The 19,051-nt window shown below is 63.5% G+C and carries 16 protein-coding genes and 1 tRNA gene; 8 read left to right on the top strand and 9 right to left on the bottom strand.

The genetic code is table 11. From position 1 onward, the window contains the following. The first annotated feature begins 1 nt into the window (after position 1). Positions 2 to 817 carry a tetratricopeptide repeat protein gene (locus JHD77_RS20935; RefSeq protein WP_019681336.1) on the top strand — a complete coding sequence of 272 codons (816 nt, stop codon included), beginning with the start codon at positions 2 to 4 and terminating at the stop codon, positions 815 to 817. A 122-nt stretch (positions 818 to 939) separates the two neighbouring features. After that, a complete protein-coding gene (locus JHD77_RS20930; RefSeq protein WP_003104902.1) occupies positions 940 to 2,742 on the top strand; it encodes a phosphoethanolamine transferase CptA in 1,803 nt (600 codons plus the stop codon). A 54-nt stretch (positions 2,743 to 2,796) separates the two neighbouring features. On the opposite strand, the gene JHD77_RS20925 is transcribed toward JHD77_RS20930, so the two are convergent. The 6 genes from JHD77_RS20925 to JHD77_RS20900 all read right to left on the bottom strand — a co-directional run bounded on the left by JHD77_RS20925 (position 2,797) and on the right by JHD77_RS20900 (position 10,969). Next, positions 2,797 to 3,222, bottom strand: coding sequence for a VOC family protein (locus JHD77_RS20925; RefSeq protein WP_003094613.1), 426 nt, complete (start codon positions 3,220 to 3,222; stop codon positions 2,797 to 2,799). A 115-nt stretch (positions 3,223 to 3,337) separates the two neighbouring features. Continuing rightward, on the bottom strand, positions 3,338 to 4,501 hold the full coding sequence (locus tag JHD77_RS20920; RefSeq protein ID WP_003094617.1) for a type III PLP-dependent enzyme: 1,164 nt from the start codon (positions 4,499 to 4,501) through the stop codon (positions 3,338 to 3,340). 451 nt (positions 4,502 to 4,952) lie between these two features. Beyond that, entirely contained in the window at positions 4,953 to 6,974 is a 2,022-nt protein-coding gene (locus JHD77_RS20915; RefSeq protein WP_023108749.1) for a methyl-accepting chemotaxis protein, read from the bottom strand. A gap of 189 nt (positions 6,975 to 7,163) precedes the next feature. After that, positions 7,164 to 8,000 (bottom strand): regulatory signaling modulator protein AmpE, encoded by an 837-nt coding sequence (ampE, locus tag JHD77_RS20910; protein ID WP_003110342.1) that lies wholly within the window; start codon positions 7,998 to 8,000, stop codon positions 7,164 to 7,166. Continuing rightward, positions 7,997 to 8,563, bottom strand: a complete 567-nt coding sequence (gene ampD, locus JHD77_RS20905) for a 1,6-anhydro-N-acetylmuramyl-L-alanine amidase AmpD (RefSeq protein ID WP_003094640.1) — start codon at positions 8,561 to 8,563, stop codon at positions 7,997 to 7,999. Before ampD ends, ampE begins: the two co-directional genes overlap by 4 nt. 150 nt (positions 8,564 to 8,713) lie before the next feature. Next, entirely contained in the window at positions 8,714 to 10,969 is a 2,256-nt protein-coding gene (locus tag JHD77_RS20900) for a DUF1631 domain-containing protein (RefSeq protein WP_031756845.1), read from the bottom strand. A 285-nt stretch (positions 10,970 to 11,254) separates the two neighbouring features. Here JHD77_RS20900 and nadC point away from each other — a divergent pair, with 285 nt between their 5' ends. Then, the gene (gene nadC, locus JHD77_RS20895) at positions 11,255 to 12,103 is read left to right on the top strand and encodes a carboxylating nicotinate-nucleotide diphosphorylase (protein WP_003116246.1); all 849 of its coding nucleotides are present in this window, start codon (positions 11,255 to 11,257) and stop codon (positions 12,101 to 12,103) included. Between the two features lie 52 nt (positions 12,104 to 12,155). Here nadC and JHD77_RS20890 read toward each other — a convergent pair. The 3 genes from JHD77_RS20890 to JHD77_RS20880 form a co-directional block, all read right to left on the bottom strand. Then, a tRNA-Thr gene (locus tag JHD77_RS20890) sits at positions 12,156 to 12,231 on the bottom strand. Between the two features lie 52 nt (positions 12,232 to 12,283). Continuing rightward, positions 12,284 to 13,597 carry an O-antigen ligase family protein gene (locus JHD77_RS20885; RefSeq protein ID WP_223697243.1) on the bottom strand — a complete coding sequence of 438 codons (1,314 nt, stop codon included), beginning with the start codon at positions 13,595 to 13,597 and terminating at the stop codon, positions 12,284 to 12,286. 157 nt (positions 13,598 to 13,754) lie between these two features. Continuing rightward, positions 13,755 to 14,219 carry a pilin gene (locus JHD77_RS20880; RefSeq protein ID WP_023129290.1) on the bottom strand — a complete coding sequence of 155 codons (465 nt, stop codon included), beginning with the start codon at positions 14,217 to 14,219 and terminating at the stop codon, positions 13,755 to 13,757. 230 nt (positions 14,220 to 14,449) lie between these two features. On the opposite strand from JHD77_RS20880, the gene pilB reads away from it, so the two are divergent. The 5 genes from pilB to yacG are packed head-to-tail and all read left to right on the top strand — an operon-like array spanning position 14,450 to position 19,049. Further along, complete coding sequence (gene pilB / locus JHD77_RS20875; RefSeq protein WP_003107297.1) at positions 14,450 to 16,150, top strand: type IV-A pilus assembly ATPase PilB; 1,701 nt, start codon at positions 14,450 to 14,452, stop codon at positions 16,148 to 16,150. A 3-nt stretch (positions 16,151 to 16,153) separates the two neighbouring features. Next, the gene (locus JHD77_RS20870) at positions 16,154 to 17,371 is read left to right on the top strand and encodes a type II secretion system F family protein (protein ID WP_003161763.1); all 1,218 of its coding nucleotides are present in this window, start codon (positions 16,154 to 16,156) and stop codon (positions 17,369 to 17,371) included. Beyond that, the gene (gene pilD / locus JHD77_RS20865; RefSeq protein WP_023084740.1) at positions 17,372 to 18,244 is read left to right on the top strand and encodes a type IV prepilin peptidase/methyltransferase PilD; all 873 of its coding nucleotides are present in this window, start codon (positions 17,372 to 17,374) and stop codon (positions 18,242 to 18,244) included. Then, on the top strand, positions 18,241 to 18,852 hold the full coding sequence (gene coaE, locus JHD77_RS20860; protein WP_003112838.1) for a dephospho-CoA kinase: 612 nt from the start codon (positions 18,241 to 18,243) through the stop codon (positions 18,850 to 18,852). Before pilD ends, coaE begins: the two co-directional genes overlap by 4 nt. Then, complete coding sequence (yacG, locus tag JHD77_RS20855; protein ID WP_003094656.1) at positions 18,849 to 19,049, top strand: DNA gyrase inhibitor YacG; 201 nt, start codon at positions 18,849 to 18,851, stop codon at positions 19,047 to 19,049. Before coaE ends, yacG begins: the two co-directional genes overlap by 4 nt. Positions 19,050 to 19,051: the final 2 nt, after the last annotated feature.

Genomic DNA, 19,051 nt, shown 5'->3' with positions numbered 1-19,051 from the left:
CATGCGCCACCTGCTGCTTCGTCACGACGCGCTGGACGCCGAAGGTTTCGCCGCACAACTGGCCGGTACCCCGGGCGAGGTTGCCCAGGCCATCCTCGGCGCTGCGCGCGAGGGCCTGACGGAAGCCCAGGCCCTGCTCGGACAGATCCTTCTGGACGGCCAAGGCATCCAGCGCGACCCGACCCTGGCGCGGACCTGGTTCACGATCGCCGCCGAACGCGGCCACGCAATGGCGCGCAATATGCTCGCTCGCTGTCTTGAACATGGCTGGGGCGGCCCGGCGGATCCAGCCGCGGCAGCCGTCCACTATCGGATCGCCGCCCAGGCCGGCCTTGACTGGGCCCGCTACAACCTGGCCAATCTCCACGCCACCGGCCGCGGCGTGCCTCAGGACCAGCCGCGCGCCTATGCGCTGTATCGGCAAGCGGCCGAGCAGGGCCACGCGAAATCGATGAACCTGGTGGGGCGCTACCACGAAGAAGGCCTGGTGGTCGCTCGCGACCTGGCGCAAGCTGCGCACTGGTATCGACGTTCCGCCGAGGGCGGCGATTTTCGCGGCCAGTTCAGCCACGCCGCGATGCTCAGCGCCTCGGGCCGCCATGCCGAAGCCGAAACCTGGCTCCGGCGTGCCCTCGAAGGCGGCAACCTGAACTTCCTGCGCAGTGCCCGCCATGGCCTGGAGCAGTCGGCCCACCCGCCATTCCGCAGCCTGGCGCTGGCCTACTACCGACGCGCGGCGCAGTTGGGCGACGACACCGATCGAGAGGCTCTGGAACAGGCGCTCGAACGTCATGGGCACGCGCAACTGCCCGTCTGACGAACAACGCCCAACCCTTTGTTCACACCCACATAACACTTTTTTGACAAGCCTTTCCCTACCCTCGCCGCTTCATCGAGGCGAGCGACGATCGCGCCTCCGGTCCATCGTACGAGGCTATCGTGTCCCCCACTCCACCAAGCGTTACGCGCAATCGCATCGACTGGGCCGGCCTGGGCTGGCTGTTCCTGTTCTTCTGGTTCTTCTCCGGTATCACCCAACTGCTCCTGCTGACCTCCGGCAACAGCGGTTTCTCCGGTTTCCGCAACGCCATGGTGCTGAGCACCATCTGGCTTGCGCCGGTGTTGCTGTTCCCGCGCTGGACCAAGCCGCTGGCCGCCGTCATCGGGCTGGTGCTGTGGGCCGCCTCGCTGGTCGGCCTGAGCTATTTCGGCATCTATCACCAGGAATTCTCGCAAAGCGTGATCTTCGTGATGTTCGAGTCGAACACCGCCGAGGCCAGCGAATATTTCAGCCAGTACTTCAACCCCTGGATGACCCTCGGCCTGGTGCTCTACAGCCTGGTCGCCATCCTCCTCTGGCGCCGCCTGCGCCCAGTCTACCTGCCGCGCTTCAGCGCCCTGCCGGTGGCGGTGCTGCTGATCGTCGCGACCATCGGTTATCCGTTCTACAAGCAACTGGTCAGCCAGGGCCGGCCCTTCGACGAAGCCCTGGACAAGGTCCAGGCGCGCATGGAACCGGCGGTGCCCTGGCAATTGCTGATCGGCTACCAGCAATACCGCCAGCAACTGGGCAGCATGCAGGCGCTGTTGCAAAAGAACGCGGCCCTACCGCCGCTGAAGAACCTCGTCGATGCCAATGGCGATACGCCGCGCACGCTGGTCCTGGTGATCGGCGAATCCACGTCGCGCAAGCACATGAGCCTCTACGGCTATCCACGCGAAACGACCCCGCAGTTGGACGCACTGAAGGCCGCGAACCGGAACCTCACGGTATTCAACAACGTGGTGGCGTCGCGGCCATACACCATCGAGGTGCTGCAGCAGGTGCTGACGTTCGCTGACCAGGAGCATCCCGACCGCTTCCTCACCGATCCGTCGCTGATGAACCTGATGAAGCAGGCCGGCTACAAGACCTTCTGGATCACCAACCAGCAGACCATGACCAAGCGCAACACCATGCTGACGACCTTCGCCCAGCAGACCGATGCGCAGTTCTACCTGAACAACCAGCGCAGCCAGAACGCCAGCCAGCTGGACGGCGCGGTGCTGGCGCCCTTCGCCAAGGTGCTGGACGACCCGGCGCCGAAGAAATTCATCGTGGTCCATCTGCTCGGCACCCACATGAACTACAAGTACCGCTATCCCGCCGATTACGCTCGCTTCGTCGACCGCCAGGGCGCCCCGGCGGCCCTCAGCGACGACCAGGTGGAGGTCTACAACAGCTACGACAACGCCGTGCTGTACAACGACTACGTGGTCTCCAGCCTGATCAAGGGCTTCGCCAACAGCGATCCGAACGGCTTCCTGGTCTACCTCTCGGACCATGGCGAGGAAGTCTTCGACGAAGCCCCGCACGACCGTCTCGGCCGCAACGAAGGCGACCCGACCCGCGGCATGTACACCGTGCCCTTCCTGGTCTGGACTTCGCCCAGCTGGCAGCAGACCCATCCGCGCGACCTGCAGGCCCTGGTCGACCGACGCTACAGCAGCGAAGACCTGATCCATACCTGGTCCGACCTCGCCGGCCTCAACTATGACCTCTTCGATCCGACCAAGAGCCTGGTGAGCAACGACTTCCAGCATGAAGTCCGCTGGATCGGCAACCCCTATGCCCACAATGGCTTGCGCGACTTCGACAAGCTACCGCTGGACAAGGCCGACGCCGGGCAGCAGGTAGCCCAGGCCGGACGACCCGCGCCAACGACACCGCGCGCACCGTCCCGCCAGCCGAACGAAGGCTGACCGCCGCCAAAGAAAACGCCCCGCCGAGCGGGGCGTTTTTCCATCCGTAGCGCCTCAGGGCAAGACCAGGTTGCCCTGCTCGTCGAACGGCCAGAACGGGTTGTAGGCAATTTCCCAAAGGTGTCCATCCGGGTCGGCGACATATCCGGAGTAGCCACCCCAGAACACTTCCTGCGGCATCTTGGTCGCCTGCCCGCCGGCCGCCGTAGCTGCGGAGAACAGACGGTCCACCTCGTCCCGCGAGGCGCAGTTGCAGGCCAGGGTGATAGCCGCGAAGCCGGTCGGACGATCTTCCACCTGCGCATCCTCGGCGAGGGCGCTGCGTCCGTAGAGGCCGAGGACCAGGTTGCGGCCCTTGAGAAATACCACCTGCTCGTTGCCGTCCGAAGAGGGCTGCCAGCCCAGCGCCTGGTAGTAGAGAGAGGAGCGGGCCAGATCGGCGACCCCGAGGGTCACCAGGGAAACACCATTGCCTGTCATGTCGGCGTCCTTGTCATGGGTTGTCGAACAAGGCTGACACGAGCGCCGCGAGGCTTCCAGAGCGACATGAAAAAGCCCCGCCGAGGCGGGGCTCTTCGTAGCAGAGGCGACTGCGCTAGAGGTAGAACGCCTTCAGCGGCGGGAAGCCGTTGAACTCCACCGCACTGTAGCTGGTGGTGTAGGCGCCGGTAGACAGCCAGTAAAGGCGGTCGCCGCTCGCCAGGTTCAGCGGCAGGCCATACTTGTAGTGCTCGTACATGATGTCGGCGCTGTCGCAGGTCGGGCCGGCGATCACCACCTCTTCCATCTCGCCCTGCTTCTCGGTCCAGATCGGGAACTTGATCGACTCGTCCATGGTTTCGATCAGTCCGGAGAACTTGCCGACGTCGGCATAGACCCAGCGCTCCACGGCGGTCCGCGACTTGCGGGCGACCAGCACCACTTCGCTGACCAGGATGCCGGCATTGGCGATCAGCGAACGGCCCGGCTCGAGGATGATTTCCGGCAGGTCGTCGCCGAAGTCCTCCTTGAGGAAGCGGATGATCTCCTCCGCATAGGTTTCCAGGTCGTTGGTCTTGGTGATGTAGTTGGCCGGGAAGCCGCCGCCCATGTTGATCATCTTCAGGACGATGCCGTCTTCTTCCTTCAGGCGCTCGAAGATCACCTTGACCTTGGCGATCGCCGCGTCCCACACCGAGATGTCGCGCTGCTGCGAACCGACGTGGAAGGAAATGCCGTAGGGCTCCAGGCCCAGCTGGCGGGCCAGGATCAGCAGGTCCATGGCCATGTCGGTCTGGCAGCCGAACTTGCGCGACAACGGCCAGTCTGCGGTAGTCGAGCCCTCGGTGAGAATACGCACGTAGACCTTGGCGCCGGGAGCGGCCTTGGCGATGTTGCGCAGGTCGGCTTCGGAGTCGGTGGCGAACAGGCGCACGCCCTTCTCGTAGAAGTAGCGGATGTCCTTGGATTTCTTGATGGTGTTGCCGTAGCTGATGCGCTCCGGACCGACGCCGGTCTTCATCACCTTGTCCAGTTCGTAGATCGAGGCGATATCGAAGTTCGAACCCTTGTCGCGCAGCAGCTCGGTGATTTCGGTAGCGGGATTGGCCTTCACCGCGTAGTAGATCCTGGCGAAGGGGAAGCAGTCGGTCAGTTGGTCGTAGGCATCGGCGATGGTCTGCTTGTCGATGACCACGAAGGGGGTTTCCTGCTTGTCGGCGAAGGCCTTCATGCGCTGGAAGGTTTCAGGGGCGAAATAATCCTCGACCTTGATGGACATGGTTGGGACTCCCAATGGCAAAACACATGGATTCGTAGGGGTGAAGCTGAACGTCTAATCCGTTTCCCCACTTTGGTTCGCCTACTTCCCAAGGCATGTCGCCGAGTATCACCTGCCTGCCGGCAGCCACCGCCTGTTCATCCTGGTAGGTCGCGCGCGTGTCCCGCGCGACGACCTGGCCGCTTGAGCAGCGGACGTCGCCTTGCCACAAGGCGATCTCTCGTCGTCAGTACTTGAGCCGGATGGATCGTTTCCAGCATGGACGTTCGGGCGCGAACTTTAGGACCAAGGGGACGCGAGATCAATAAAAAAATGCCGCGATTTCGCCTCCGCCTGTCGCACCGCCGGATTGACCTGCTCAGCCTTTACCCCATGTGCATGACAGTGGGATGTCCCCGTCCGCCCAGCGTTCAATCGGATGGACGAAAAACGTCCCGCGCAGGCCTTGCGCCTACACCCGGAACGCGCCGATCAGGCGTTTCAGCTGGGTCACCTGGGCGCCCAGTTCGCGGCTGGCCCGTTCGGTCTGGCTGGCGCCTTCCGCGGTGCGCTCGCCGGCCTGGTTGATCTCGACGATGTTCTGGTCGATATCGTGGGCCACGGCGGTCTGTTGCTCGGCGGCGGCGGCGATCTGCTGGTTCTGGTCGACGATCATGCCCACCGCGCCGAGGATATTCTCCAGTGCCTGCTGCACCTGCGCCGACTCGTTGACCGTGCCATCGGCGGTATGGTGGCTGCTGCCCATCGCCTTCACCGCCGCATCGACGCCGCCCTGCAGGCGCAGGATCATCTGTTCGATCTCGGCGGTGGATTGCTGGGTGCGCTTGGCCAGCGTGCGCACCTCGTCGGCCACCACCGCGAAACCGCGCCCCTGCTCCCCGGCACGAGCGGCCTCGATCGCCGCATTGAGCGCCAGCAGGTTGGTCTGTTCGGCGATGCCCTTGATCACATCCAGCACCTGGCTGATCGAGGCGCTGTCACTGGCCAGGCGATTGATCGCCGCCACCGACTGGTCGATCTCGCCGGCCAGGCGCTGGATGCTACCCACCTGCGACTCGACCAGGCTGCGCCCGCTGAGGGTTTCCTGGTTCACGCTGTTCGCGCTGCTCACCGCCATCGCCGCGCTGCGTGCCACTTCCTGGGCGGTAGCGGCCATCTGGTTCATCGCCGTGGCCACCTGCTCGATCTGGCTGCGTTGCCCGGCTACCGCCTGGTTGCTTTCGGCCGACACCGACTCGACGCGCAGGGTCTGCCGCTCGACCTCGCCGACGGTCTGGCTGACCCGCTCGATCAGGTCGTGGATCTTCGCCACCGATTCGTTGAACGATTGTCCCAGCTCGCCCAGCTCGTCACGGCTGCGGGCCTGGAAGCTGACCGTCATGTCGCCGCCGGCGACGCGCTCCATCATTCGCCCGAGATCCTTCAGGGTGGCGCGGGTGGAAACGTAGAAACCGCCGTAGAGGTATAGGATCGCGGCGAAAACCACGGCCAGCGCGGCGACTAGCAACAGCATCTGCGTGCGCACCTGTTGCAGGCGCTTTTGCAACTGGGTATCGAGATAGCCGAGAACGGCGTCGTCGAGCTGGTAGGTCTTGTCCATCGCCGCGCTGACCTGATCGTAGAACTGCGTCCACGGGGTATCCAGCGTCTCGGCCACGATCACCCGGTCCTCGAACAACTGCCCCAGTCTCTTCAGGGTCTCGCGACTGGCCTGGGCGGCCTCCGCGAGCGCCGGTGGGCTGCCGGCCAGGGACTCCTGCAGCTTCAGGCCGTACTCGCCATGCAGTTTCTCGAACTCCAGCAGCAGTTCGTCGAGCCGCGCGCTGGAGGACGAATTGAGGAAACCCTGGCCCAGGGAGTAGGCGCCGATGGCGCGCCCCTTGCTGATGGCCGCCGTCACCTCCGGCGTTATCGAACCGACCAGCTCGCTGAGCTGGCGCACCTGGCGCTGGCTGTCCTGGCTGAGCCCGGCCTGGGCGATGAGCAACTTGATGAATACCTGTGCGCTACCGAGCAGCTTCTCCGCCCGTGCGCCCTTGCCCTGCAGGGACCCTTCGGCCTCCACGGCCTGCAAGCCGTTGAGCAACCGGTCGCGCTGGGCCTCGAATTCGGCTACCGCCGCACCATCCTCGCTGAGCGGCGCCAGCGCCTCGAGCCGCCCGCGCAGCCCCTTCTGGACGTCCGCGATGCGCGCTTCCAGATCGCCGGCCTTGCCGGACTGGCCGATGACCGCATTGATCTGCAACAGATCGTTGAGGGACTCCAGGCCACGCCGGATCTGAAGTCCGCTACCCAGCAGCGTCAAGCTCTGCAGTTCGATCCGGGTGTCGCTGAACTGGCGATAGGCATCGCGCACCAGATAGAAGCTGGTGATCAGCAGCGGCAGGAAGAACAGCACGCTGATCAGGCCGAACTTCATGCCGAAGCTGAGCCGGTTCATCAGCGCGATGGCGGGATAGAGTACGGTCTTCACCCAGACGTCTCCTGATTGTTCTTATCGTTCTGAGAGATGCCGCCGCGTGGCGACATTGACGCACGGAGTCCGCTCGGTAATGGCCTTTCGAAATCATGCGGACACGTTCACCTGTGTACCCGATATCGGCCTGGTGTTCTGTAACTTAAGGTTAACGGGGAATCGCAGGCGGATTCCCCGTCGCTGCGCTCAGAGGAACAGCGCGCAGAAGGCGAACACGGCGTACCAGAGCACGGCCGCACGCACCAGCAATTGCCAGAGCGCATCCAGGCTGGCGACGCCGGCGGCACCCAGTTCGACCGCTTCGACATCGCTGGCGACCCGTCCGGCCTTGCCCAGCAGCGCGGCCGCCGAGATGTCCCAGGCCAGCAGCCAGTGCAGCAGCACGCGGATAACCGCGAGGAAGTTGCCGACCAGGGCGAAGCTCAGCACCAGCGCACGCACCGGCAACCAGTCGAAGATATGCCGGACGCGCGCCGCCTGTTCGCGCAACGCCGGCTGGCGGGCGTGCTCCAGCGCCAGTGCCAGCAGGCGATAGGCCAGGGCCGCCACCGGGCCGAGCAAGGCATACCAGAAGATCACCGCGAAGAAGCTCTGGTAGCCCTGCCAGAGCAGATGGCCGTGCACCCGGCCGATCAGGTCGCTCTCGCTGCCGCCCAGGATCCCCAGATCGCGTTCGGCGACATGGAAGGCAGCCTGGGCCTCCTCGCGCCGCCAGGCGTCGCGGAACGGCCCGAGGTCGGCCATGACGTCGCCGCGGCCGAGACTGTAGACCACCACCAGAAGATGCAGCGGAAGGCTCAACCAGCCATAGGCCAGCGGCTGCAGCAATGTCAGCAGCAGGGCCAGCGGCAGCAACGGCAGGACCACCGCGAGCAGCAACCCCAGCCAGGAGCGGCGGGACACCGAGGGCAGATCCTCGACCAGGCCCAGCCAGGCGAGCCAGGCGCCATCGCGCTGGATACGCCGGCGCCAGCCGGAGAACTTCTCCAGCGCAAGGGCCAGCAGCAACACCAGGAACGTCATGTTTCCTCCTTGGAATCGGTCAATCCGGCGCGGTAGCGCGACCAGTCGAAAGCCTCGCCGGGATCGGTCTTGCGCTCCGGGGCGATATCGCAGTGGCCCTGGATGCGTTCCGGGGTGATCGCCGGGAAGGCCGCGCGCAACAGCCGCGTCAGCCCGGCCAGGGCAGTGTACTGCGCGTCCGTGTACGGTTCCGTGTCGGTCCCCTCCAGTTCGATGCCAAGGGAGAAGTCGTTGCACGCCTCGCGACCGTCGAAGCAGGAAACCCCGGCATGCCAGGCGCGGTCGTGGCAGGAGACGAACTGGGTGATGGCGCCGTCGCGTTCGATGAGGAAATGCGCGGAAACCGTCAGGTGGCGGATCTCCTCGAAATAGGGATGTTCGTTCGGGTCCAGGCGATTCTGGAAGAACGCCTGGACCTTGCCGGTGCCGAACTGTCCCGGCGGCAGGCTGATATTGTGGATGACCAGCAGCGACACCGCGTCCCCTTGCGGACGCAGGTTGAAATTCGGTGAAGGGCAGTGGCGGACGCCACGGACCCAGCCGGTAACGGAATCGAAATGCATACGGGCTCCTGAACGAGCCCCCACTCTAATCCAGCGGTGCCGGAATGACGATCAGGCGGGCTCTGGATCGGCCGCTTCGACATGCGTCGAGGAAAGGTATTACCCGCAAGAACGAAAAGACCCGGCATCCGCCGGGTCCTCGAGAAGCGGCTAGGCGCCCTTGAGGCGCCGCAGGTTGCCGATCACCGACTCCAGGGCCCGGTCGAACAGCAAGGCATCGTCCAGCAGGCGTACCGCCTGCCGGCGAAACTCCACCGCCAGGCCCATGCGGGTCTTTTCCAGGACCTTCATCCCGGTGCGATTGACGAAGATGTAGCGACCGGTGGGCCGGATCACTGCCGCCAGCTTGCAGCGCAGCTTGTGCTCGGCGTCCTCCTGGATCTCCACCCAACTGCCGACACGCAGCGCATCGACCCGCAGCAGTGCCTCGTCGTTGTCCGGCAGGCGCACTTCGCTCTCGACAGGCGCCGGGGCGGCGTCCGGCGAGGTCAGGACGATTTCCTCGACCACCCGCAGCATGACCGGCACCCGGGGCTTTTCCGCGGCCGTGCCCGGGGTCGCTTCGTCGAGCAGGGGGCTGTCCGCGACCGCCGCCTCGCCGCGCTTGTCGCGCTGCAGGCCCTGGACATGCAGGGTTTCCAGCTGGCTGAAGAATTCACCGGTGGAAAACGGATCGAAGGCTGCGCTGGCCAATCCCTCGCGCAGCGCCTTGAGCAGGCCTGGCACGCGCTCCAGCAACTGTTGGCGGGACAGCGGATCATCATGCGGGCCGACGCTCCAGATCAGCTCGTCCATGGTATCCAGGGCCTCCCGCCACTCGGCCGAAGCCTTGCCATGCTTAAGGCAGATCAGCAGCATCACCTTGCTCCAGGCATCCCGCAGCAGGCGCACCACCACCTCCGGCAGGACCTTGCCGAGCAGTCGCTGGTTCAGCACCTGCTCCACGTCCTGCCGAGCCAGTTCGGCCTTGGCGCGGCCTTCCTCGGCGTCGCGGGTGCGCTGCTCGAGGAGCTCGCTGCGGCGGCGCTCGTCGCCGGTGAAGGCAATGAAGTCCTCCAGCAACTCGGCGAAGATCGCCGGGTCGTCGACGAAGTCGTTCAACAGCCGCATCACGACCTGTTCGATCTTCTGGTACAGGCTGTCGCGCCGGGCATCATTGTGTTCGGCCCAGCCCAGCGACGCGGATGCGATCTCGTTGAGCAGGCGACGCGCCGGATGGCTACCGCGGCTGAAGAAGGTCTTGTCGAGCAGGGCCACCTTGAGCATCGGGATCTGCATCCGACCGATCAGGGCCTTCAGCGAATCAGGCAGGGTGCGGTCGTCGAGAATGAATTCGAACAGCATCGACACCAGGTTGATGACGTCATCGTCCACCTGGCCGACCACCCGAGAACGGCCGCTCTTGTGGCTGACCCGCTGGAGCAGTTGATCGACCCCGTCGCGGACGTCGAACTCCGCGGCGCCAGGGCCCGGCAAGTGCTGTTGCAGGTGGGAAAGCAGGCGCATCAGGTCGTTGCTGGAAATCGGCGCGGCATTCTCAGGCGTTTCGCGACGGTAGAAGGAAGGATTGTCGCGGACCTGCGCCAGCAGTTCCTGCAGCGCGCCGAAGACTTCCTGCTGGCCGCCGTCGAGCAGCGCAGCCTGTGCCTGCAGGGTCCCGGCATCGCGTACCGCTTCGGGACGGACAGCGGGCTGACGCCGCGGCAGCGCGGATTTGAGTTCCGGCAGCACGCCCGCAGCGACCAGGATCTGGTTGGCCTCGGCGTACAACTGGTCGCAATGGGCCAGGACGTACTTCTCGAACAGCTTGAGAATGATCAGCTTGACCTTGATCTCGACGCCGAGCCCCTGGCAGGCATCGAGGAAAGCCGCGGTCAGCGGACGCGGAGCGAGGGGATTGCTCTTCTCGTCGACCTTCCGCCCGACCAGGGTGTTCAGGCGGGTGCTCAGGTGGGCCAGCGCGGTGGCATCGCGGCTCATCACCCGCGCCACCATCGCGTCCACCGCGACGGACTCCTCCAGTTCCTCGTTCTGTACCAGGCTGAGGCTGTCGAAGGACACGGTATCCAGGGTCGGCACGGATTTGCCGGACTGTACCTGGTTGAGCGCCGAGAACTCCTCGAAGACCTTCTGCAGGTAGACCCGCTCGATACTCTTGCGCTTGAGGCGCAGGTCGCGCATGGCTTCGAAGAAAGCGTTCTGTTCGAGGTTGCTGGTGGCTCGGTCGGCCATTTCGAAGAGGGTGTCGTCGGCGTTGTCGAACAACGCCTGCAACGCCTGTTTCAGCTGCAACGCCGCCTTGTCGCGCACCTGCACGAGGATGACCGGCAGGCGCCCCGCTCCGGCGTTCGGCGACGGCTCGGAAGCGACCCTGGTCAGGTGCACCACATTGGCATCGTTCTGCATCGGGACTCTCCTGCCACCCTCGCGGCCGCGCATGGAATGGCAAAAATCGGGCACAGAGGATCGATTGGCGTCGTCCGTAACGTCAATTTCCAGGCGTCAAAAACAAGTATCTACATTCATTATAGAGATACTTTCAAATCTAGATAGAGGGTTTTCCTATAGACATGACTCTCTTCACACAAGCGAAGGCCGATGAATGGCGGCCGTCCCGACCGGCGCCCAGGCAGGCACAGACGCCGTCCGCTGCGCTCCGTATAATCGCCCGATCTCGTACAGGAGCCCGCCATGCCTAACCTCACCCTTGCCGACCTCCAAGGCGAAATCCAGGCCAACGTCCGCACCGCCCTGGCGGAAGACGTCGGCGGCGGCGACCTTACCGCTCAGTTGATCGATCCACAGCGCGAGGCCGAGGCCCGGGTGATTACCCGCGAGCACGCCACGATCGCGGGCCGCGCCTGGGTCGACGAGGTCTTCCGCCAGGTCGATCCCCGAGTGCTGGTGACCTGGCAGGTGGAGGACGGCCAGCGAGTCGAGCCGAACCAGATGCTGTTCCAGCTAAAAGGTCCGGCCCGCGCCCTGCTCACCGGCGAGCGCAGCGCGCTGAACTTCCTCCAGCTGCTTTCCGGTACCGCCACCCGCAGCCAGCACTACGCCGACCTGGTCGCCGGCACCGCGGTGAAGCTCCTCGACACGCGCAAGACCCTGCCCGGCCTGCGCCTGGCGCAGAAGTACGCGGTCACCTGCGGCGGTTGCCACAACCATCGCATCGGCCTCTACGATGCCTTCCTGATCAAGGAAAACCACATCGCCGCCTGCGGCGGTATCGATCGGGCAATCGCCGAAGCCCGGCGCATAGCACCCGGCAAGCCGGTGGAAGTGGAAGTGGAGAACCTCGATGAACTGCGCCAGGCGCTGGAGGCCGGCGCCGATATCGTCATGCTCGACGAACTCAGCCTGGACGACATGCGCACCGCCGTCGCCCTCACCGCCGGCCGTGCCAAGCTGGAAGCTTCCGGCGGAATCAACGAGAGCACCCTGCGCAACATCGCCGAGACCGGCGTCGACTACATCTCCATCGGCACCTTGACCAAGGATGTCAGGGCCGTCGACCTGTCCATGCGCCTCACCCTCTGAACGAATCGCAGGCAATAAAAAGCCCCGCCGAAGCGGGGCTTTTTTATGCGACTGGTGCCGGATAGAGGAATCGAACCCCCGACCTTCTCATTACGAATGAGCTGCTCTACCGACTGAGCTAATCCGGCGGCGCGGGGAAGGTATCACTCGGCACAGCCGGATTTCAACCGATATTCCCCCTCACATGGGAATCCAACCCTGAATCCAGAAACGTGGCGCCTCACCGCCGCCGTGGATTTCCAGGTAGCGCTCCTCGGCCGCGGTCAGCCCCGGCACCTCGAGCAGCAGCACGCGCCCCAGCACGACAATGACAACGACAGCCAGGCCCCGACAGAGCCAGCGCTGTGCGGGGGACGGCGCGACCGGCTTCGACCAGCGTGCCATGGCGATGCCTACCAGCAAGGCCAATACGGTCTGGGTGAAGGGCATGACGAACACGCCGTCCACCTGGGCCAGGACCAGGACCGAAACGAGGGCCAGCCACAGTCCGGCATCCATCGGATCGCCCTGTTCACGCAGGTAACGCGCGCCGCGAAGCAGACCAAGGATCATCAGCCCAACCACCAGAAGGCCAGCGACCCCACCCCATTCGGCGAACCATTGCAGCAGCATCTGGTGCGGGTGGGCACCGACGCTATTCGGCACCGCCGAAAAATGCATGGGCCCGACCCCAAGCAAAGGATGGGCTACGAACATGCCCCAGGCATCTCGCCACAACACGTCGCGCAGAGACAGACCACTGCGCATACCGGACATGAGGGTCATGTCGATACCGAGCCAGGTCGGCAAGGCAACCATTAGCAGGAAATAGAGCGCCAGTCCGACGAATACCGCGGACAACTGGACGATCAAGAATCGGCGCCCCACGGGGCCGATCCAGCAAAGCGCGAGATGCGCGACGGCGAAACCCAACCAGAGCCCGCGCCCAGCCAAGGCGAAGGAGATGCACCACTGGATGGCCAGCAGCAGCATGACAAGCCAGGACAGCCTGAACCGCCCGGTCTCTCGCAGGTACAACCCCAGCGCAGCCATCAGCGGCAGCAGCATGGCCTGGAACTGCCCCATGGTCCGGACGTTGGAAAAGCCGCTGAGCAAAACCCTGGGATTCAACTCACGGAGTCCGCTGACGAAGGCCGCGAGATAGGAAAGCAGGAACTGGTAGCAGAAGAACCCTCCCAACACGACCAGCCCCCAGATAGCGGCACGGCGAACCCACTCGGGACTGACGGAAATATTGAAGGAGAACAGCATCAGGCCGGAGAATACCGACCACTCCTTGAGCGCCCAGGAAGAATTATCAGAAAGAAAGGAGGAAAAAACACCCAGCCCGAGAGTCAACAATAGAGCGGCAAAAACCTTTCGCCTAATAAGCGAAGAAGGAAAATACAAGAAAAAAAACAGTGACGAGCCACTCAGCAACAGCAACTGGAATATGCGTTGCTGGTCGTGCCAGTTCGGAGAAACCCCATAATGAATTACAGTCGATAGCAGCATAGCCGCTATCAGGGATAGCAGTGCAAGCCCTACGAAAGAAGGCAAAGCAGTCCCGTCTTGCCAGATCACTCTTGTTCGATTCATCGCGAGTCCATAATGAAAAAACCCCGCAATGCGGGGTTTTTTCTTTTACCACTAGACCAGACCGAAAAGCCTATTAGGATTTCGGGCAATTGGCCGGAGCGTAGTTGGCTTTCCAGTTGGTCGGCGAACCAGTGATGCCGCAGGTCCATACTCCTTTATCATCACGCTTGACAGTGATGACAGCGCCAGCAATACCTTTACCAGAAGAGCGGCCCAAGGTACCAGAAATCTCCGGAGTTGCGGTATCAGCTTTGTCAATCTTGATCTGCCCCTTACCGTCACCGGTAAGCAGAGTAGAACTGGTAAAGCCAAGATCATACTCATCGTTTTTGGGAGAATCGTTGGAAACGAGCTTCTTGCCTTCCAGAATCGCCGACTCCGCAGCGGTCTTCAGCGCGCTGATTTCACTCACGGCACGGGTCACCTGGGTACGGGCGGTGTAGTCCTGGTATTGCGGGATGGCAATGGCGGCCAGGATGCCGATGATCGCGACCACGATCATCAGTTCGATCAGAGTAAAACCCTTCTGAGCTTTCATGAATATCTCCATGTGGTATGTATAGGCCAAACGCCTTCCCCCTCCAAAGCAGGTTGCATGCCAACCTTTCAAACTCCCTCCTTTCGCAACTCTTGCGGGGACTTCGAAAGTGTTCCGCTCTCCCCTGCCGGCAATATGTGACACTTTTTGGCATCTCGGAATCGTCGGTTTGGCAGCCTTTGGCATCTGCGTTATAAGTCTCGCTCCAAGCCTTCTTCAGATGTTCCCCAATGAACGATTCCACGCCTCTCAGCGGCCTTGCCAAGCAACTGGTCCTGAACGAACTCCTCGACGAAAAGACCGCCCGCCAGGCCCAGGTGCAGGCCGCGCGCAACAAGCAGTCGCTGGTCAGCCACCTGGTCCAGGCCAAGCTGGTGCAGAGCCGGGCGCTGGTCGAGGTGGCCGCCGAGCAGTTCGGCATCGCCTATTGCGACCTGAACAGCCTGGATCGGGAAAGCATTCCGAAGGATGTCATCAGCGAGCGCCTGGTCCGCCAGCACCGCGTGTTGCCGCTGTGGAAACGCGGCAACAAACTGTTCATCGGTCTCTCCGACCCGACCAACCATCAGGCGGTCACCGATATCCAGTTCAGCACCGGCCTCACCACCGAAGCCCTGCTGGTAGAGGACGACAAGCTCGGCGTAGCCATCGAGAAGCTTTACGAGGGCGCCATGGACGCCCTCGGCGACCTCGGCGATATCGATCTCGACGGGGTCGATGTCGGCAAGGCGGAAAGCGCCAGCCAGGACGACGGCGGCGACGATGCCGAAGACGCCCCCGTGGTGCGCTTCGTCAACAAGATGCTGCTCGACGCCATCCGCGGCGGCTCTTCCGACCTGCACTTCGAGCCCTACGAAAAGACCTATCGGGTGCGCTTCCGTACCGACGGCATGCTCCACGAAGTGGCCAAGCCGCCGATCCAGTTGGCCAGTCGTATCTCTGCTCGTCTCAAGGTAATGGCCGGCCTGGATATCTCCGAACGACGCAAACCGCAGGACGGACGGATCAAGATGCGCGTATCGAAGAACAAGTCCATCGACTTCCGCGTCAACACCCTGCCGACCCTGTGGGGCGAGAAGATCGTGATGCGGATCCTCGACTCCTCCAGCGCGCAGATGGGCATCGACGCACTGGGCTACGAAGAGGACCAGAAGGAACTCTACCTGGCCGCGCTCAAGCAGCCACAGGGCATGATCCTGGTCACCGGCCCCACCGGCTCGGGCAAGACGGTTTCGCTGTACACCGGTCTGAACATCCTCAATACCACCGACATCAACATCTCCACTGCCGAAGACCCGGTGGAGATCAACCTGGAAGGCATCAACCAGGTCAACGTCAACCCGCGCCAGGGCATGGACTTCTCCCAGGCGCTGCGCGCCTTCCTGCGCCAGGACCCGGACGTGATCATGGTCGGCGAGATCCGCGATCTGGAGACTGCCGAGATCGCCATCAAGGCGGCGCAGACCGGGCATATGGTGATGTCCACCCTGCACACCAACAGCGCCGCCGAGACCCTCACCCGCCTGCTGAACATGGGTGTGCCGGCGTTCAACCTGGCGACCTCGGTGAACCTGATCATCGCCCAGCGCCTTGCGCGAAAACTCTGTTCGCACTGCAAGAAAGAACACGACGTGCCGAAGGAAACCCTGCTTCACGAAGGTTTCCCGGAAGAGCTGATCGGCACCTTCAAGCTGTATTCGCCTGTAGGCTGCGAAAACTGCAAAGGCGGTTACAAAGGTCGCGTCGGTATTTATGAAGTGGTTAAAAACACCCCCGCCCTGCAGCGGATTATCATGGAAGAAGGCAACTCCATCGAGATCGCCGAGCAAGCCCGCAAAGAAGGCTTCAACGATCTGCGCACCTCAGGCCTGCTGAAAGCCATGCAGGGAATCACCAGCCTGGAGGAAGTCAACCGCGTGACCAAGGATTAATCCATGGCGGACAAAGCGTTAAAGACCAGTGTCTTCGTATGGGAAGGCACTGACAAGAAAGGCACCAAGGTCAAGGGCGAGCTGTCCAGCCAGAACCCGACCCTGGTCAAGGCGCAACTGCGCAAGCAGGGCATCACGCCGGTCAAGGTCCGCAAGAAAGGCATCTCCCTGCTGGGGGCGGGGAAGAAGATCAAGCCTATGGACATCGCCCTGTTCACCCGCCAGATGTCCACCATGATGGCCGCCGGCGTGCCGCTGCTGCAGTCGTTCGACATCATCAGCGAAGGCTTCGACAATCCGAACATGCGCAAGCTGGTGGAGGAGATCAAGCAGGAAGTCGCCGGCGGCAACAGCCTGGCCAACTCGCTGCGCAAGAAGCCGCAGTACTTCGACTCGCTCTACTGCAACCTGGTGGACGCCGGCGAACAATCCGGCGCCCTGGAAACCCTGCTCGACCGGGTCGCCACCTACAAGGAAAAGACCGAGGCGCTGAAGGCCAAGATCAAGAAGGCCATGACCTACCCGATCGCGGTGATCGTCGTCGCCATCATCGTTTCGGCGATCCTACTGATCAAGGTGGTGCCGCAGTTCCAGTCGGTGTTCGAGGGCTTCGGCGCCGAACTGCCGGCCTTCACCCAAATGGTCATCAATATCTCCAACGTGCTCCAGGAATGGTGGCTCCTGGTACTGCTGATGATGGGCGGCGCCGGCTTCCTGCTGAACCACGCCTACAAGCGTTCGGAGAAGTTCCGCGACGCCACCGACCGCACGGTACTGAAGCTGCCTATCGTCGGCGCCATCCTCTACAAATCCGCCGTGGCACGCTACGCGCGGACGCTGTCGACCACCTTCGCCGCCGGCGTGCCATTGGTGGAAGCCCTCGACTCGGTTTCCGGCGCCACCGGCAACGTGGTGTTCAGGGACGCGGTGGGCAAGATCAAGCAGGACGTGTCCACCGGCATGCAGCTGAACTTCTCCATGCGCACCACCAACATCTTCCCCAGCATGGCCATCCAGATGACCGCCATCGGCGAGGAGTCGGGCGCGCTGGACGACATGCTGGCCAAGGTCGCTGGCTTCTACGAGCAGGAAGTGGATAATGCCGTGGACAACCTGACCGCCCTGATGGAACCGATGATCATGGCGGTCCTCGGGGTCCTGGTCGGTGGCCTGATCATCGCCATGTACCTGCCGATCTTCCAGCTGGGCAACGTCGTCTAAATGACCCTCCTCGACTACCTGGCCAGCCATCCGCTGGCCTTTGTCTTGTGCGCCATCCTCCTTGGCCTGCTGGTCGGCAGCTTCCTCAACGTCGTCGTGCATCGCCTGCCGAAGATGATGGAGCGCAACTGGAAGGCCGAGGCCCGCGAAGCGCTCGGGCTGGAGCCGGAACCCAAGCAGGCGACCTACAACCTGGTGCTGCCGAATTCGGCGTGCCCGCGCTGCGGCCACGAGATCCGCCCCTGGGAAAACATCCCGCTGGTCAGCTACCTGGCGCTGGGCGGCAAGTGCTCGTCCTGCAAGGCCGCCATCGGCAAACGCTACCCCCTGGTGGAACTGGCCACCGCCCTGCTTTCCGGCTACGTCGCCTGGCATTTCGGCTTCACCTGGCAGGCGGGCGCGATGCTCCTGCTGACCTGGGGCCTGCTGGCGATGAGCCTGATCGATGCCGATCACCAACTGCTGCCGGACGTGCTGGTGCTGCCGCTGCTCTGGCTGGGCCTGATCGCCAACCATTTCGGCCTCTTCGCCAGCCTCGACGATGCGCTGTTCGGCGCGGTGTTCGGCTACCTGAGCCTGTGGTCGGTGTTCTGGCTGTTCAAGCTGGTGACCGGCAAGGAGGGCATGGGCTACGGCGACTTCAAGCTGCTGGCCATGCTCGGTGCCTGGGGCGGCTGGCAGATCCTGCCGCTGACCATCCTGCTGTCGTCGCTGGTCGGGGCGATCCTCGGGGTGATCATGCTGCGCCTGCGCAACGCCGAAAGCGGCACGCCGATCCCTTTCGGTCCCTATCTGGCGATTGCCGGGTGGATTGCTTTGCTCTGGGGTGATCAAATAACCCGGACCTATCTGCAATTCGCCGGATTCAAATGACCCAACCCTGGATACTAGGCCTCACGGGCGGTATCGGCAGCGGCAAGAGCGCAGCCGCCGAGCATTTCATTTCCCTCGGCGTCCACCTGGTGGACGCCGACCATGCCGCCCGCTGGGTGGTGGAGCCGGGGCGTCCGGCCCTGGCGAAGATCGTCGAACGCTTCGGCGACGGCATCCTCCTGCCCGATGGCCAGCTCGACCGCGCCGCCTTGCGCGAGCGGATCTTCCAGGCGCCGGAGGAACGGCGCTGGCTGGAGCAATTGCTGCACCCGCTGATCGGCGCGGAGATCGTCCAGTACCTGGCCAGGGCCGAATCGCCCTATGCCATCCTGGTCTCGCCGCTGCTGGTGGAGTCCGGCCAGCGCCAGATGACCCACCGCGTGCTGGTGGTGGATACCCCGGAACATCTGCAACTACAGCGCACCATGCTTCGCGACAAGGTCTCCGAGGAGCAGGTGCGCTCGATCCTCCAGGCCCAGGCCCGGCGCGACGAGCGCTTGAAGCACGCCGACGACGTGCTGGTCAACGACGGCGACCTGTCCCACCTGCAGCGTGAAGTCGAACGACTGCACGCCTTCTACCTGACCTTGCGAGGAGGCCGAGCATGAGCCAGCCCCTGACCGTGGAGTGCCCGACCTGCGGCGCGCCCGTCGAATGGAAAAGCGACAACAAGTACCGCCCCTTCTGCTCCGACCGCTGCAAGCTGATCGATCTCGGCGCCTGGGCCGCCGAGGAACATGCGATCCCCGGCGACACCCTGGAAGACGACATCTTCTCCGCCGACCTGCCGCCTCGCGAGCATTGAAC

Source organism: Pseudomonas sp. P20 (genome assembly GCF_016463925.1).
In the GTDB taxonomy this organism is placed as follows: domain Bacteria; phylum Pseudomonadota; class Gammaproteobacteria; order Pseudomonadales; family Pseudomonadaceae; genus Pseudomonas; species Pseudomonas aeruginosa.
Note: the sequence above shows the minus strand (reverse complement) of the source record. Positions and strands in the feature narration are given on the sequence as shown.

What these genes read in the sequence shown, in the direction of transcription:
- JHD77_RS20925 (WP_003094613.1), bottom strand. Translation starts at nt 3,222, where the DNA reads ATGACAGGCAATGGTGTTTCCCTGGTGACCCTCGGGGTCGCCGATCTG.
- pilB (WP_003107297.1), top strand. Translation starts at nt 14,450, where the DNA reads ATGAACGATTCCACGCCTCTCAGCGGCCTTGCCAAGCAACTGGTCCTG.
- JHD77_RS20900 (WP_031756845.1), bottom strand. Translation starts at nt 10,969, where the DNA reads ATGCAGAACGATGCCAATGTGGTGCACCTGACCAGGGTCGCTTCCGAG.
- JHD77_RS20870 (WP_003161763.1), top strand. Translation starts at nt 16,154, where the DNA reads ATGGCGGACAAAGCGTTAAAGACCAGTGTCTTCGTATGGGAAGGCACT.
- ampD (WP_003094640.1), bottom strand. Translation starts at nt 8,563, where the DNA reads ATGCATTTCGATTCCGTTACCGGCTGGGTCCGTGGCGTCCGCCACTGC.
- JHD77_RS20935 (WP_019681336.1), top strand. Translation starts at nt 2, where the DNA reads ATGCGCCACCTGCTGCTTCGTCACGACGCGCTGGACGCCGAAGGTTTC.
- JHD77_RS20920 (WP_003094617.1), bottom strand. Translation starts at nt 4,501, where the DNA reads ATGTCCATCAAGGTCGAGGATTATTTCGCCCCTGAAACCTTCCAGCGC.
- JHD77_RS20885 (WP_223697243.1), bottom strand. Translation starts at nt 13,597, where the DNA reads ATGCTGCTATCGACTGTAATTCATTATGGGGTTTCTCCGAACTGGCAC.
- JHD77_RS20880 (WP_023129290.1), bottom strand. Translation starts at nt 14,219, where the DNA reads ATGAAAGCTCAGAAGGGTTTTACTCTGATCGAACTGATGATCGTGGTC.
- pilD (WP_023084740.1), top strand. Translation starts at nt 17,372, where the DNA reads ATGACCCTCCTCGACTACCTGGCCAGCCATCCGCTGGCCTTTGTCTTG.
- nadC (WP_003116246.1), top strand. Translation starts at nt 11,255, where the DNA reads ATGCCTAACCTCACCCTTGCCGACCTCCAAGGCGAAATCCAGGCCAAC.
- yacG (WP_003094656.1), top strand. Translation starts at nt 18,849, where the DNA reads ATGAGCCAGCCCCTGACCGTGGAGTGCCCGACCTGCGGCGCGCCCGTC.
- coaE (WP_003112838.1), top strand. Translation starts at nt 18,241, where the DNA reads ATGACCCAACCCTGGATACTAGGCCTCACGGGCGGTATCGGCAGCGGC.
- ampE (WP_003110342.1), bottom strand. Translation starts at nt 8,000, where the DNA reads ATGACGTTCCTGGTGTTGCTGCTGGCCCTTGCGCTGGAGAAGTTCTCC.